Raw genomic sequence first — 13,044 nt, forward strand, 5'->3', positions numbered from 1 at the left:
AGTACCGAGCCATACCCGTGATCGCCACGTCACTTGTCGTGGCTCTGTTGGGCTCGACGCCCGCCGGCGCGTTCGGAGGCGCCGGCTCGGACACGCGAGGCGAGGCCAACGGCAACGAACTGTCCGCCTCCGCCAAGCAGTCCCGGATCCAGGTCACGCAGACGAGCGGCCCCACCGGCGGCAAGCAGGGCACCCTCTCATCGACAGACGTGAACTGGGAGCCGCCGCCCTGCTGGTACGAGCCGGTCTTCACGCCCGAGCAACTGAAGAACTTCTCGGAGAACGACGGCAAGGGCGACGTCGCCCTCCGCCAGGGCTGGATCGGCTCGAAGCTCTGGACCGACCACTTCAAGGACGAGAAGGACGCCGCCAACTACTTCGGCACACCCAGCACGGTGAAGGGCTACAAGAACTACAACCTCGGTAAGGACGGCTACTTCTGGCGTGGAGTCTCTCCCAACGTCAGCGAGGTCGACGACACCTCACTGTGCAGTCGGCTCATGTTCTGGCAGGACGCCGGCGAGATCCCCGACGACCCCAACGCCCCCACTCCGGAAACCCTCGCCGACTACGCCTACAACAAGGTCAAGGTCCCCGAGACCGAGGTGGAGTTGAAGCCGGCTGCCAGGTCGACCGTGAACCTGCCGACCTGGGTGTGGCTGGACAAGGGCACCTTCAAGGAGGTCAAGGTCCGCGCCGAGCTCCCCGGAACGGGCCTGTGGGCGGAGACGACCGCCAAGCCGATCGCCCTCCACCTGGAGCCCGGCACCGAGGACGCCGAGACCTTCCCCGCCTCCGGCGACTGCGAGATCAACGAGGACGGTTCGATCGGCACCCCGTACACCAAGGGCGACGCCGACAAGACCCCGCCCTGCGGCATCCGCTACCTCCGCGCCACCAACGGCACCCCGTACCACCTCTCCGCCAGCGTCACCTGGCAGATCACCTGGGAAGGCTCCGACGGCACCGGCGGCGACCTGCCCGACGGCACCTTCGAGACCACGCAGGACATGAACGTCCAGGAGATCCAGTCGATCAATCGCTGACTCGATGCCGCACCTACCAACGGCGAGTGGCCACAGTGCGGTCAGACGTACGGGTTCTCGTTCGAGACCGGGGCCGCCGTGAAATCCACGCCACATGACACGCAGGTATGAGTCTTCCTCCTCGGGAGCCGAGACTTCGACGGCGTTGACCGTTTTCTGGTCCCTGAGGATGACGACGACGTCGAAGTCATCCCCCAGGGCCTGAATCTGCACCGCGGGTCATGGTCGAAGGGCCCCATCACGCGCACTTCGCCCCAGGAAGCAGCAGCCGTTCGGAGCATCCAGGATGATTTCCAGGTGTCGGCCGACCCGCACTTCCGCGCTCATCGCCGGAAGCACAGGCACCGGCACGGTTCGTCAGCTGCTTGTCACCCATTGCCGGCCCGCGTCACCCACGTGTCGGCCGATCGTGAAGATGCTTCGCAAGCGTGCGCACCCGCTGCGGGTCACCCGGGGTCCGGATCCTTGTCCAAGTCCAGGACATGCCAGTCCGCAGGCCTGTACCCCGCCATACCGCAACCCCAGTCACACGCGCATCAACGTCAACAACCGTATGCACACGTGAACTTACAAGGCACAATCGTTCGACGGAAAGATCGACTAGGGGTACGGTGCTGGTGGATCAGAACGTTGGGACGTTGGGGGGCTGCCAGATGGGCAAGGGCAAGAGCGACCTCGCGCTCCCGTTGACCGAGTTGGAGAGCTACGGGCGCCGGCTTCGTTCCATCAAGACCCGGCTGAATCACACCAAGAAGCTTTTCGAGTCCTACAGGGACGACATCGGCGACGGCAGTGTCAATGACGCGCTCGGGGATTTCGAGTCCAACTGGGAGGACGGGCGCGAGGACATCACGCAGCAGCTCGATGCGCTGGCGAGTATGTCCGATGCCGTGGTCCGGGAGTTCAAGAAGCTTGATGACGAGCTGGCCAAGAAGGCCAACGACGCCATGAAGACCGAGGACAAGCGGGGCGGGAAGGGCGGTAAAGGGGGCGGCGGCAGCAGCAAGTGAGGCCGCGCCCCTGACGTGAAAGGGCCCCGGATCCTGAGATCCGGGGCCTTTCGTGTGCCTGAGGTCAGGAAGCGACCGCGGCGTTGAGGTGCAGGTCCGCCGCGATGCCCTCGGGCGAGACGGCGAGGCCCACGCCGCCGCCCACACCGGTGGTGACGCCGGCGGCCGACGTCTCGACGTAGAGACCGGCTGCGGCGCCGGCACCCGCGGTGCCGCCCGCCTGGCCGCCGGCGATGGTGTCCAGCTCGGCGTCGGACATGTGGGCGGTCTCGATCTGCGGGGTGAAGGCCATGGAGGGCGGTTCCCTTCGTTTCATTAATTCGAAGTGCTCGAGCGCGACTGATCAAAGCACGTCGGGAGAAGGGTCGGCCAGTCAGTGCTTATCGGGGTGCGACGGATTTCGGTGACCCAATTCATGAGTGTGACCATTCGGTCAACGGAATACCCGTCGCCTTCACAGGTTCTGCCACGGTGCGGTACCGGAGTGCAATGCACGACGGGGTGAGCGAGTGGTTCTCAGTTCCCCCGGTGGTTTCTCACGACCTCGCGGTGAACGGTGTGCAGATCCGTGGAATGTTCCGGATCACCGGTTCACCGACTGGATCCAGGGGGACGACTCGGCCGGCTTTCAGCCGACCTCGTTCTCCGCCACCGCCTGCCCGTGGACGACCACGTCGCCGCCGTAGAACATGCCCGTGAAGACCGGGGAGTAGGTGAGCTGCACTTCGACCTGCACCTGCTGGGCGTTAGCCGCCACGCAGTGGGTGGCCGCGATGTCCGCGCCCGTCATGTCCATCTCGCGGGCGAAGGCCTTCACGCGGGCGTTGCAGTTCTCGTAGTTGATCGGAGCGGGGCCGCCCTCGTTGTCGTAGAGGGCTTCGCGGTCGATGTCCTGGGCGGCGTAGCGCGCCGCCTGTTCCGCGATGTCCGCCGCCCGTTCCCGCTTGGAGATGGACAGGCCGCCGTCGATCACGAACGCGGAGAGGGAGAGGAAGACCAGCGCGAAGATGATGACCGCACCGGCGCCGGAGCCACGGTCGTCCAGGTGTGCGCGACGGGCCGCCCACCACGATCGCCAGTAGGGCGGGAGGTGTCTCACGCCGACCTCCGGAACGGGTCGAGCGGGGAGCTGAAGCTCGCCGACAGCGTCGTCGGGACGTCGAGGCCGAGCATGGCGAGGCCCCGCACCTGGCAGCTCACCTCGACCGTGAAGATGGTGTCGGGCTCGAAGCCCTGGCTCGTCTGGACGACCGACACGGGGCCGGAGCAGACGTCCGTCAGGTTCGCCTCGGCGGCCTTCTTGGCCTCGGCCATGGCGGTGGCGTGGTCCTTCTGGATCGAGCCCGCGCGGGCCGCGTCCCGAGCCGCTCCGTCGAGCGCCCCGCGGCCGTCGACGAGCTGGCCGAAGGCCACCAGGACGAGGATGAAAAGGATCATCACCGGTGCGAGGATCACGACCTCGACCGTGGACAGGCCCTGGTCGTCCGCCCGCCGGCTGTCTTTCCGGAGCGCGGGGGGAGGGAGAGTCATCAGTTCTCCTCCTGTACGAACCGCTCCACCGGGCCGGCCGACTGCGCGTGCACCGTCAGGTCCAGCCCCGGGAACACCGTCGGCACCCGGGCCGCGATCTCCACACCGACCGTGTTCTGGTCCGGCTGGAGCATCTTCACGTCCGGCGCCAGCACGAGCTGCGGGCCCAGCTGGCGGATGTAGCTGTCCACCACGTCCTGGGCCTCGCCCCGCCACGCGCCCGGCTGTTCGTCGGCCGTGGCACGCGCCTTGCGCGCTCCCGCCTGGGCCGCCGCCTGGGCGACGTGGTCGGCGAAGAAGTACAGGGCGAACTGCACGGTCGCGAAGATCATGAAGAACAGTACGGGGGTGAGCAGCACGAACTCGATCGCGGTCATGCCGGAGTCACCGCGGGCGGCCGCCGCTCTCCGCGCGGCCCGCACCCTGCGGCGTATCCGTCTGCTCACGTCCGCCAGCATCCCCGTGAATCCCGTTGTCCGTACGAACGACTGTCCGTGTGACTGCCCCTGCGACCGTCCCTGTGACGAATCAGCAGGTCTTGCCCGCGTCCGCGCCCTTGATGCAGTCGCCGACCTTGTTGGCGCCCTCGCTCAGCGCGGCGTTGATGATGGCGGCCACGACACCGACGATCGCCACGACGACCGCCGAGATGATGACCCACTCGACCGCGGAGGCACCGCGGTCCAGTTCGCCGGAGCGGGCGCGCTCGGTACGGGCCTGGAGGAAGGTGACCAGGAAGTCCACGGCCGGGATGCCGGTGTGGAAGTTACGTCCGTTCATGACGTCTTGTCCTTTCGAAATCGGTTCACGGAGGTTCTGGAGTTGTGAAGGTGGCTCACTGCACGGCTCGCTGCACGGCTCACTGCACCTGGAACACCCGCATCGCCGCCGGAAAGATCAGGAACACCAGGAACCCTGCGCACAGCAGCAGCTGCGCCACGAGCATCGACTGGGACTTCTCACCCGCGCTGCCCTCGATCTCGGCGAGCTCGCGGTGCCGCATGGTCTCGGCCCGGGACGCGAGGGACTCGCGCACCTTGGCACCGTCGTCCGCGACCAGGGCCAGGGAGGCGGAGAGGTCCTTGAGTTCCTCGACCCCGAGTTCCTCGCCGAGCTGGCCGAGCGCCTGCCACTGGCTGAGGCCGGTGATGCGGGCGTCGGACAGGGCGTTGCGGATGCGCTGGTTGGCCCAGCCGTCGGAGATCTCGGCCGCCGCCATCAGGGCCTCCGGCAGACCGCGTCCGCCGGCGAGGCTCATCGACACCAGGTCGAGGTACGCGCCGATCACGCGCCGCAGGTCGCGCCGCTTCTCGGCCGCGTCTCGCCTTACCTCCAGGTCGGGCAGGAAGAAGAAGACGACCGCGAAGAGCAGCGCCAGCCACACCGGGATGATCGGGCTCCGGCCGACGCCCAGCGTGTAGACGATGGCGAACAGGAACGGGCCGAAGAACAGGCCCGCCACACCCAGCAGCACCTTCGTCGCCAGGAACTTCTCCCAGCTGCGGTCCAGGACCGCGAGGTCGGCGCGCAGCGAGCGCTGCTCCCACCCCTGCTGGAGGTAGAACTCGGACACCCGCAGGCCCACTTCGGCCCGCAGGGCGCCGAAGCGTCCCTTGTCCGGCTCGGTGCGCGCCGACTCGTACGCCGAGCCGCGTGCCCGCATCGCGTCGATCCGGGCGACCTGCGAGATCGCGCTCCGCTTGCTGGGCATGAGGGCGCGTATCAGGGCGTAGACGCCCAGGCCGAAGACGGCGCCGACGACGAGCGGCATCGTGAGGTTCACCGGCGTGCCCCCTCTTCCTGCGGCAGCTGCTGCTGAGGCTGCTGCGACGGCGTCCTGGGACGCACGAACTGGACAGCTGCCTCGTCCCGGACCAGGAAGCGTTCGGGCGTCTCGATGGTGGACAGCTTGCGCAGCCACCAGAAGCCGAGCGCGAACAGGCCGCAGACACAGGCCAGGACGAGCTGGCCGACGGCGGTGCCGTACGGCTCCACGAAGTCACGGTTGAAGATCGACAGGCCGAGGACGAAGGCGATCGAGACCGCCACGACGATCTGCACGGACCGCCGGGTCGAGGCGCGCTGCGCCATCACCCGCTGCCGCATGTCCACTTCCTCGCGCGCCGACTTGGCCAGGGCGCCGAGGACCTGGCGCAGACCGGGTCCGCGCAGGCGGGCGTTGAGGATCAGGGCCGCGACGATGATGTCGGCGGAGGCGTCGTCGATCTCGTCGGCGAGGTGCTGGAGCGCCTCGGGCAGCGGGGTGCGGGCGCGCAGGCGGTCGACGAGGGCGTCGAGGTGGGGGCGCAGGACGGGGGCGGCGGCGCGGGCGGAGGCCGGGATGGCCTGCTCCAGGCCGACGGCGCCGGCGATGGTGTCGCGCAGGGACTCCGTCCAGGAGGCCAGGGCCTCGACGCGGCGCATGGCGGCGCGTTCCTCACCGGCGCCGCCGAACAGGCGGTCCCAGAAGAAGACGAGGACACCGGCCGCGATGCCGGCGACGGCCCAGCGGGTGAGGACGAGGACGACCAGGCCGACGATGGCGGCGAGCGAGCCGCGCTGGCCGGCGAAGCGGATGAGTTCGCTCGCCCGCTCGGCGGCCTTCTGCTTCTCGTGGTCGGGCTTGACGGGCAGCCCGCGTACGGCGACGAGGAGGAGGGCGAGGCCGCCGCCGACGGCGACGCCGCTTCCTATCGAGTACAGGACGGTGGTGGAGAACAGGCCGCCCATGGAACCGAGGGAGCCGATTGCTGCGAGAGTCGTGTTCACCCCCGGCTCACCCCCAGGTCCCGGACGGCCGGTAGCCGTGTGCCATCAGTTCCTCCAGGCAGGCTAGGGGGGCGTGCGGCACGACCCGGCCGTCGGGGGCCTCCGCGAACACCTCGCTGGACAGGACGCGTCCGTCGACGCCGTTGACCTCGCGGACGGAGGTGACCATGCGCTGGAGGCGGCCGCCGTTGCCGAAGTTGTTGCGCCGCTGGATGAAGACCACGAAGTTCACCGCGCCCGCGATCAGCATCTGGCTGGCCTCGATGGGCAGCCGCTCGGAGGCCTGCAACGCGTAGGTGGAAATACGGTTGAAGACCTCGCTGGAGCTGTTGGCGTGGATCGTGGACAGCGAGCCGTCGTTGCCCTGCGACATCGCGTTGAGCATGGTGACGATCTCGTCGCCGAGGACCTCACCGACGATGACGCGGGAGGGGTTCATACGGAGCGAGCGGCGCACCAGTTCCGCCATGGAGATGGCGCCCTGGCCCTCGGAGTTGGGCAGGCGCTCCTCGAAGGCGACGACGTTGGGGTGCAGGTCGGGGAAGGTGTCGAGCCCGAGCTCCAGGGCGCGCTCGACGGTGATGAGGCGCTCGTGCGGCGGGATCTCGTTGGCGAGGGCGCGCAGGAGCGTGGTCTTACCGGCGTTGGTGGCGCCGGCGATCATGATGTTCTTGCGGGCGCGGACCGCGCAGGCCAGGAAGTGGGCGACCTCGGGGGTCAGCGTGCCGTTGCCGACCAGGTCCGAGATGAACACCTTGCCCATGCGCGCACGGCGGATGGACAGCGCGGGGCGCCTCGCCACGTCCATGACGGCCGACAGACGCGAACCGTCGGGCAGCCGCAGGTCGAGCTGCGGGTTGGCGGAGTCGAAGGGACGCGAGGACAGACCCGAGTAGGCACCGAGGACCTGGATGAGCTCGATGAGCTCCTCGTCGGTCTCGGCGACCGGGTCGCCCTTCACCTCGCGCCCGTCGGCGTAGCCGACGAACACCTGGTCGCACCCGTTGATGTCGATGTTCTCGACCTCGGGGTTGTCCAGCAGCGGCTGGAGCCGGCCGACGCCGAACAGCGCCGCGTGCACGGCGGCCGCGTACTGCTCCTCCGTCTCGGCGTCCAGCGGGGTACGGCCCGCGTTGATCTCGGCGCGGGCGTACTCCTCCAGGATCTGGGCTATGACGGCGCGGGCGTACTGCCGTTCGTCCTCCGTGGACATCGGAGTGACGTTGTTGATCTGGTCCTGACGACGCTGTTCGGCGATGCGGTCGCCGGCGTCCTGACGGAACCGCTTGACCAACTGGTGGTCGACAGCGGTCATGTGCCGGCCCCCGCGTGGCCCTGCATCTGGCCCGGGTGGTTGTGCTGGACGTGGTGGGCCTGCTGCACCTGGTGGGCCTGGTTCGCCTGGGCGGAGGCGGCCCAGGCGGCGCCGTACTGCTGGTAGAGGTCGGCGGCGACCTTGCGGGCCGAGCGGATCAGCAGCGACTTGTCGAGACGGCCGCGCCTGCGGCCGGCCAACTGGTCGGCGCCGGCCGGGTCGTCGGCGATGGTGCCGACCACGCGGGCGCCGGTCTGGGCGTGCACGAGCATGTCGTTGACCTGCGAGGCGAGCTTGCCGGCGTTACCGGTGTCGGCGATCAGGACGACGCCGATCACCGGGTTGGCGAGGCTCGCGGCACCGCGCGGTCCGCCGTGCAGCTTGCCGGCGAGCGCCGCGGCACGGTCACGCACCCGGGCGATCGCCTCCGGCTCGGTACGGGAGAGCAGCAGCACGAGGGAGGCGTGCGGGAACAGCTCGACGGCAGGGGTGTCCCCGCTGATGCGTCCGCAGTCGGCGATGACGTCGGCGGCGGCGTTCGGGGAGTCGGCGAGGGAGGCGAAGGCGTGCCCGAGGGTGGGCCAGAGCCCCGCGAGCCCGGCGGCCTGCTCGGCGATCCCGAGCCCGACGAGCACCTCCAGTCCCCCGCTGAGCGGCTGGACGTGGTCCCAGAGCTGGTCCGGTACGAGTCCGCGGCGCGCGGTGGCGGCGATGGACAGCATGCCGGTGTTGGGGTTGAGCGGTCCGCCGTGCGCGGCGGCACTGCGGTAGACGAGGTCACCGCCCGCCGGGTCCGTCTCGGCGAGCAGGACGCGCCGCGGCCAGACCGCCGCGAGGGCGACGGCCGCGGTGGTGACGCCGGGGGAACCCTTGTCGGCGGCGAGAGCGATGAGCGCCATGGGTCGGGTGCCGCCTTCTAGTTGCCGGGGACGTGCACGATGGCGACCTCGTTCGCGGCCGCCGCCGAGGCGAGCGCGGCCGCGTCGGCCTGGTCGACGAGGAGGGTGAGCGAGAGGTTGCCGGTGCTCACGGTGGCGTCGCTCTCGTCCTCGACGGCGTTCACGCGCGCGTTCTCGACGAGGGCGCCGCCGGAGGACGAGGTGCCGCCCGAGCCGGTGCTGTCGCCGGAGTTGTTCGAGCCGGCGCCGCTGGTGCCGACGCGGTAGGCGGAGACGACGTCACCGGCCTTGATGTCCGACGGGTACTGGCCCTCCTTGAGGGCGAGACCGACGGAGGCCTTGCCCGCGGGCAGGCTCGCCTTCTTGGCGAACATCTCACCGACCGCGAGGGTGCCCGGGTAGATCGTGGATTTGGCCTTGTAGGTCTGGATGGTCTTCAGCTGCGACCACTCGACGTAGTGGATGCTTTCGTCCTTGGCGACCATGACGGAGGTCACGTCGGAGTCCTTGAGGGACTCGCCGGCCTGGACCTCCTGCGTCACCTTGACGACCTCGATGCGGTCACCGGCCTGGAGCACGAGCATCGTCGCCCCCAGCGCACCCACCAGGATGAGCAGCACGGCGAGCGCCGCCAGTGCCGGTTTGCGCTCGCGAGGTGGTGTGGGAAGCCGGTCACCGACCGGCGGCTGAGCCGGAGCGGCGGAACGACCGGCGCCCGCCCCCGTACGCTCTTGGATCTTCACGCAACCGCTCCCCGTACACCCAAGAATATGTCTGTCAATTTGCCTTCAGATGTGGACACTTCACCCGCGCCTCCCCGCACGGAGACGCGCGGAACGGGCCGGACGTACCCGCCCGACCTGGGCAAATAGCCAGCACTGAGGGTGAGTGTCAAGCCATCGCACCGTATCAGCCGCACATAAGCCCCTCAAGGCGCGTCCGGCCTCTCGGACCCCACGCCGCGGGCCGTTACCCATCTGCAACTTCCCGCCCACGCACGCCTGTCGGGAACCGAGCCGCAACGGGAAACCACCTGTGCGCCAGCGAATCCGCGACCGCTCCAACCGTCACCGGCGATCCGGTCGTCCGTCACCTGTCGGCCATCATGCCTGCACGATTCACTCACGAAGTCGAGGGCGCGCAGCGGCTGTCGGGCGCGGGACAGCGGCTTCAGCAGAGCGCGGCGGCGTCCCTGATCCCGGTCGTCGCCATCCCGGCCCGAGGCCACCGGTACCCGTCCCGGTCCTCACCGCACGGCGCCGCGTCCGACCCGCGCTCCCTTCCCCCCCAAGCACCGGCAAAACCAGCCCCATCTCCCTCTCAAGCCCCGCCCATCGTTCGACCAGCACAGGCCACGGTGCGTCATCCCCTGCCTAAGATCACGAACGCCCCGCCCACCGGACCCGCCGGGAACGCATCGTGAGTGATCTGCGGCTCGAGGACACCGTCTTCGAGGACCTGAAGCGCACCTTCTCGACGATCTCCGACCGCATGGACGGTGCTCGGCGGACGCTGCGCGGTACGGACGGGTCGGTCGTCGGCGCGCCGAAACTCGTCGACGACGTGCACGACTTCGCCGACGACTGGGCCTACGGCATCAAGCAGCTCGGCAAGCACACCCAGAACGCGGTCAAGATGATCAACAAGATCGGCCAGACCTTCGACAAGCTGGACCTGGAGCTGGCCGAGTCGATGAAGGCGCCCCGATCCGGCAAGAAGGGGCGCTGAGGAACGCATGGGACGTCCCTCCTTCCCCCACATAGGCTGGGACCCCACCCCCGGCGACGTCGAGCAGACCCGCGAGCTGGCCAAGCGGATCGGGGGACTCGCGAGTGAACTCGGCACCGCGGTACGGGAACTGGAGCGCATCGAGTGCGGCGCCTGGAAGGGCAAGACCGCCGTCGCGTTCAGCGAGCACATCTCCACCGACGTCACCCCCCTGATCAGGAAGAGCTACGAGTCCTTCGACAAGGCCTCCCGCGCCCTGCACCGCTGGGCCGGTCAGCTCGACGGCTTCCAGGACGAGGCGGACCGGCTGGAGAAGGAGGCCGGGGAGAAACTCGACGCCCAGGCGAAGGCCAAGGAGGGGACCGAGGCGTACGGGAAGGCCTCCGGGGACGTGAACGGGGTCATCCAGAAGGTCCACGACCTGGAGGAGCGCTACCGGCGCGCCGCCGGGCTCACAGGGCGGGATCTGGACAAGGCCGCCGACATCGCGCCCGACGAGCCCGGCTTCTGGGACAAGCTCGGGCACGGGATCGCCGACGCCTGGGACGCGACCGGGGAGTGGTTCAAGGCCCACGCCGACCTCATCAAGACCATCGGCGACGTCCTGAGCCTGGCCAGCGGCGTGCTCGGGATGCTCGCCATCATCACCGCCCCCTTCGAGCCCCTGGGCGCGATCTTCGCCGCCGGGGCGATGATCACCAGCGGGGCCGCCCTGCTGACCCACGCGGTCGCCAAGGCGGCCGGAGCAGACGTCGGCTGGGCCGAGATCGGCTTCGACGCGCTGGGCATCCTGCCGGGCGTCAAGGGACTGACCGGCAGCGCCGAGCTGGCCAAGGGCGCCAACGCGGCCGCCCGGGCGGCGGAGTTGGGCGAGGGATATCGCGGAGTCACCAGCGTCGGCAGGTCGTTCGTGCTCTTCGGGCCGTTGAAGGCCGCGCCCGTGGTGAAACTCGGGGAAGGCGGCAGCAGGCTGACGCTGGCCGTGGAGAGCGGGCTGCAGAACGTCCGCAAGGGGCAGATCCTCGGCACGCAGGGCATCAACACCATCGCCTCGAAGCTGCCGTTCATCAAGGGCGAGGAGGCCATCGCCCCCATGAGCCGGGCGGGACGCGCCCTCGACGCCTCGATCAAGGGCGGCCTCAACGCCCTGAAGCTGCACACCATCGCCACGCACGACTTCGGGGCGCACTCGTGACCGCCACCGTCGTGGCAGGCGCCACCGTGCCACCCATGGCCTTCCACCTCCCCCACGGCATCCACGCCATCGAGGTCTCCCTCGACCCGGAGGAACGCGCCGAGGCCGCACGCCGGCTGGTCCGGGACATCTATCCACAGGGCGAGGAGCCGCTGTGGAACACCATGGGCTCCCTCTACGGCGCCATGGCCGACGAGCTCCTCGCCGACGGCGTCGCGTTCTTCGGGATCGGCCTCTACGAGATCGAGGACGGGGGCGGTGTGGCGCACTGTGCGCTCACCGTCGCCGTGCACGAGCGGGCAGAGGCGGACCCCGACGTCGTCGCCGCGGGCACGCGGGCCGCCCTGCTGGGCGATCCGCTGCGTGAGGTGTCCTGGCTGGACCTGCCGTGCGGTCCGGCGGTCTACGGCATCACCTTCCGGAAGCTCGTCGTGGACAGCGCCTACACGACGTCCGGCGAGGACGAGGAACTGGTCATGGGCCAGATCCAGGTGCACATCCCGTTCCCGACGGGGCCCTACACCGCCGTGGTCACCCTCGACACAGCGTCGGTGGAGCAGTGGGACGAGTTCTCGCACGCCGTCGCAGGCATCATCGGCTCCGTGGAGTTCCCCCAGAGAGAAGTGACGCACTGATGGACTGGTATCCCGACGCCGACGAGGACCTGCTCCTGCGGACCTCCGCCCGTTTCGCCGGTGGTCAGGCGGCCGCCGTCGCGGGGTGCCGATGGTTCCGGGACCCGCAGCGCAACGACATCCAGGGCGAACTCCCGGGCTGGCCGCCCGGCCCGGTCCACACCCCGCGCACCACCGGCGACCGCGCCGCGCGCCGTACCGGCCGTGCCCTGGCGTTCGGGATCCCCCTCATCGCCAATCTCGTCGCCAACATCGGGGGCGCCGCGGGCAGCCCGTTCGGCAGCGGGCCCACGACCGGCAAGCCCGAGGAACGCGAGAACGAGGTGGACGACTTCCCCGTCATGTGGGCCGCCCCGGACACCCTGGCCCGCACCGTCCCCTGGCAGCTCGACCCCGACCGCCGCCCCGAGGGCTACACCACCGACCTGGTCCTGACCAGCCGCCGGCTGCTCTTCCTCGGCACCCGCACCGGCACCCTCGACAAGGCCGACGTCCTCGCGGAGTACCCGCGCGTCTCCCTCGCCCACGCCCGTCGGATGCGCTTCAGCGAGGTCGAGGCGGATGTGAAGGTGACCTTCGCCGACGGGTCGTGGATCCGCCTGTTCACCGGCAATCCCGACAGCGCCGAGCGCCTGGCGGAGATCCTCGACGGCACCGTCGACGCCCTCCCCGAGAGCGACCTCACCCCCGGCCAGCGCGACCGCGTCACCCGCTTCCTGGCCGACCTCCCGGCCGGCACCCGCCCCCCGACCTTCACCCGTCTGGCGAGCGGCATCGTCCTGGTCGAGGCCCGGGTCCCGCTGAAGGCCGGGCAGGACCTCCACGAGACCCACTCGATCCTGATGGGCCCCTCAGGAGAGCCGGCCAAGCCGCAACCGGGCGATCTGTAGCAGTCGCGAAGCCCCGAGTAGAGTGCG

16 protein-coding genes are annotated in these 13,044 nt (G+C 69.6%); 6 read left to right on the forward strand and 10 right to left on the reverse strand.

Going from position 1 to position 13,044, the window contains the following annotated elements; genetic code table 11:
* The first annotated feature begins 38 nt into the window (after window positions 1-38).
* Both GTY47_RS36100 and GTY47_RS36105 read left to right on the forward strand, forming a co-directional pair.
* Complete coding sequence (locus GTY47_RS36100; RefSeq protein WP_231911133.1) at window positions 39-1,046, forward strand: hypothetical protein; 1,008 nt, start codon at window positions 39-41, stop codon at window positions 1,044-1,046.
* A 653-nt stretch (window positions 1,047-1,699) separates the two neighbouring features.
* The gene (locus GTY47_RS36105) at window positions 1,700-2,056 is read left to right on the forward strand and encodes a hypothetical protein (RefSeq protein WP_029181288.1); all 357 of its coding nucleotides are present in this window, start codon (window positions 1,700-1,702) and stop codon (window positions 2,054-2,056) included.
* Between the two features lie 64 nt (window positions 2,057-2,120).
* On the opposite strand, the gene GTY47_RS36110 is transcribed toward GTY47_RS36105, so the two are convergent.
* From GTY47_RS36110 to GTY47_RS36155, 10 genes are all read right to left on the reverse strand, one after another.
* On the reverse strand, window positions 2,121-2,348 hold the full coding sequence (locus tag GTY47_RS36110; RefSeq protein WP_010041596.1) for a hypothetical protein: 228 nt from the start codon (window positions 2,346-2,348) through the stop codon (window positions 2,121-2,123).
* A 336-nt stretch (window positions 2,349-2,684) separates the two neighbouring features.
* Window positions 2,685-3,155, reverse strand: coding sequence for a pilus assembly protein TadG-related protein (locus tag GTY47_RS36115; protein WP_010041598.1), 471 nt, complete (start codon window positions 3,153-3,155; stop codon window positions 2,685-2,687).
* Window positions 3,152-3,586: a TadE/TadG family type IV pilus assembly protein gene (locus tag GTY47_RS36120; RefSeq protein ID WP_010041599.1), complete on the reverse strand. Its 435-nt coding sequence runs from the start codon at window positions 3,584-3,586 to the stop codon at window positions 3,152-3,154. The genes GTY47_RS36115 and GTY47_RS36120 overlap by 4 nt, the downstream gene beginning before the upstream one ends.
* Window positions 3,586-3,963 carry a TadE family protein gene (locus GTY47_RS36125; RefSeq protein WP_231911241.1) on the reverse strand — a complete coding sequence of 126 codons (378 nt, stop codon included), beginning with the start codon at window positions 3,961-3,963 and terminating at the stop codon, window positions 3,586-3,588. The genes GTY47_RS36120 and GTY47_RS36125 overlap by 1 nt, the downstream gene beginning before the upstream one ends.
* Before the next feature lie 151 nt (window positions 3,964-4,114).
* On the reverse strand, window positions 4,115-4,366 hold the full coding sequence (locus tag GTY47_RS36130) for a hypothetical protein (RefSeq protein WP_010041603.1): 252 nt from the start codon (window positions 4,364-4,366) through the stop codon (window positions 4,115-4,117).
* A 79-nt stretch (window positions 4,367-4,445) separates the two neighbouring features.
* Window positions 4,446-5,369 carry a type II secretion system F family protein gene (locus GTY47_RS36135; protein ID WP_010041608.1) on the reverse strand — a complete coding sequence of 308 codons (924 nt, stop codon included), beginning with the start codon at window positions 5,367-5,369 and terminating at the stop codon, window positions 4,446-4,448.
* Window positions 5,366-6,316 (reverse strand): type II secretion system F family protein, encoded by a 951-nt coding sequence (locus GTY47_RS36140; RefSeq protein ID WP_010041611.1) that lies wholly within the window; start codon window positions 6,314-6,316, stop codon window positions 5,366-5,368. The genes GTY47_RS36135 and GTY47_RS36140 overlap by 4 nt, the downstream gene beginning before the upstream one ends.
* A gap of 46 nt (window positions 6,317-6,362) precedes the next feature.
* The gene (locus GTY47_RS36145) at window positions 6,363-7,670 is read right to left on the reverse strand and encodes an ATPase, T2SS/T4P/T4SS family (RefSeq protein WP_010041612.1); all 1,308 of its coding nucleotides are present in this window, start codon (window positions 7,668-7,670) and stop codon (window positions 6,363-6,365) included.
* Complete coding sequence (locus GTY47_RS36150) at window positions 7,667-8,569, reverse strand: hypothetical protein (protein ID WP_010041613.1); 903 nt, start codon at window positions 8,567-8,569, stop codon at window positions 7,667-7,669. Before GTY47_RS36150 ends, GTY47_RS36145 begins: the two co-directional genes overlap by 4 nt.
* Window positions 8,570-8,586: 17 nt before the next feature.
* Window positions 8,587-9,312, reverse strand: coding sequence for a hypothetical protein (locus GTY47_RS36155; protein WP_029181290.1), 726 nt, complete (start codon window positions 9,310-9,312; stop codon window positions 8,587-8,589).
* 676 nt (window positions 9,313-9,988) lie between these two features.
* Between GTY47_RS36155 and GTY47_RS36160 the strand changes: the two genes are divergently transcribed.
* Genes GTY47_RS36160 through GTY47_RS36175 form a run of 4 tightly spaced genes read left to right on the forward strand, consistent with a single transcriptional unit; the run spans window position 9,989 to window position 13,017 of the window.
* Window positions 9,989-10,297: a hypothetical protein gene (locus tag GTY47_RS36160; protein WP_010041617.1), complete on the forward strand. Its 309-nt coding sequence runs from the start codon at window positions 9,989-9,991 to the stop codon at window positions 10,295-10,297.
* A 7-nt stretch (window positions 10,298-10,304) separates the two neighbouring features.
* Window positions 10,305-11,492, forward strand: a complete 1,188-nt coding sequence (locus tag GTY47_RS36165) for a putative T7SS-secreted protein (protein ID WP_010041619.1) — start codon at window positions 10,305-10,307, stop codon at window positions 11,490-11,492.
* A 35-nt stretch (window positions 11,493-11,527) separates the two neighbouring features.
* Window positions 11,528-12,127 carry a hypothetical protein gene (locus GTY47_RS36170; protein WP_050810260.1) on the forward strand — a complete coding sequence of 200 codons (600 nt, stop codon included), beginning with the start codon at window positions 11,528-11,530 and terminating at the stop codon, window positions 12,125-12,127.
* The gene (locus GTY47_RS36175; protein ID WP_010041624.1) at window positions 12,127-13,017 is read left to right on the forward strand and encodes a hypothetical protein; all 891 of its coding nucleotides are present in this window, start codon (window positions 12,127-12,129) and stop codon (window positions 13,015-13,017) included. The genes GTY47_RS36170 and GTY47_RS36175 overlap by 1 nt, the downstream gene beginning before the upstream one ends.
* The last annotated feature ends 27 nt before the right edge of the window (window positions 13,018-13,044 follow it).

The sequence above is a fragment of the Streptomyces sp. SID5464 genome (assembly GCF_009862985.1).
Taxonomy (GTDB): domain Bacteria; phylum Actinomycetota; class Actinomycetes; order Streptomycetales; family Streptomycetaceae; genus Streptomyces; species Streptomyces chartreusis_D.

Bases quoted from the DNA above. Each gene is read 5' to 3' on its own strand.
- GTY47_RS36130 (WP_010041603.1), bottom strand. From the start codon at position 4,366: ATGAACGGACGTAACTTCCACACCGGCATCCCGGCCGTGGACTTCCTG.
- GTY47_RS36125 (WP_231911241.1), bottom strand. From the start codon at position 3,963: ATGACCGCGATCGAGTTCGTGCTGCTCACCCCCGTACTGTTCTTCATG.
- GTY47_RS36170 (WP_050810260.1), top strand. From the start codon at position 11,528: ATGGCCTTCCACCTCCCCCACGGCATCCACGCCATCGAGGTCTCCCTC.
- GTY47_RS36165 (WP_010041619.1), top strand. From the start codon at position 10,305: ATGGGACGTCCCTCCTTCCCCCACATAGGCTGGGACCCCACCCCCGGC.
- GTY47_RS36140 (WP_010041611.1), bottom strand. From the start codon at position 6,316: ATGGGCGGCCTGTTCTCCACCACCGTCCTGTACTCGATAGGAAGCGGC.
- GTY47_RS36110 (WP_010041596.1), bottom strand. From the start codon at position 2,348: ATGGCCTTCACCCCGCAGATCGAGACCGCCCACATGTCCGACGCCGAG.
- GTY47_RS36145 (WP_010041612.1), bottom strand. From the start codon at position 7,670: ATGACCGCTGTCGACCACCAGTTGGTCAAGCGGTTCCGTCAGGACGCC.
- GTY47_RS36120 (WP_010041599.1), bottom strand. From the start codon at position 3,586: ATGACTCTCCCTCCCCCCGCGCTCCGGAAAGACAGCCGGCGGGCGGAC.
- GTY47_RS36150 (WP_010041613.1), bottom strand. From the start codon at position 8,569: ATGGCGCTCATCGCTCTCGCCGCCGACAAGGGTTCCCCCGGCGTCACC.
- GTY47_RS36105 (WP_029181288.1), top strand. From the start codon at position 1,700: ATGGGCAAGGGCAAGAGCGACCTCGCGCTCCCGTTGACCGAGTTGGAG.
- GTY47_RS36175 (WP_010041624.1), top strand. From the start codon at position 12,127: ATGGACTGGTATCCCGACGCCGACGAGGACCTGCTCCTGCGGACCTCC.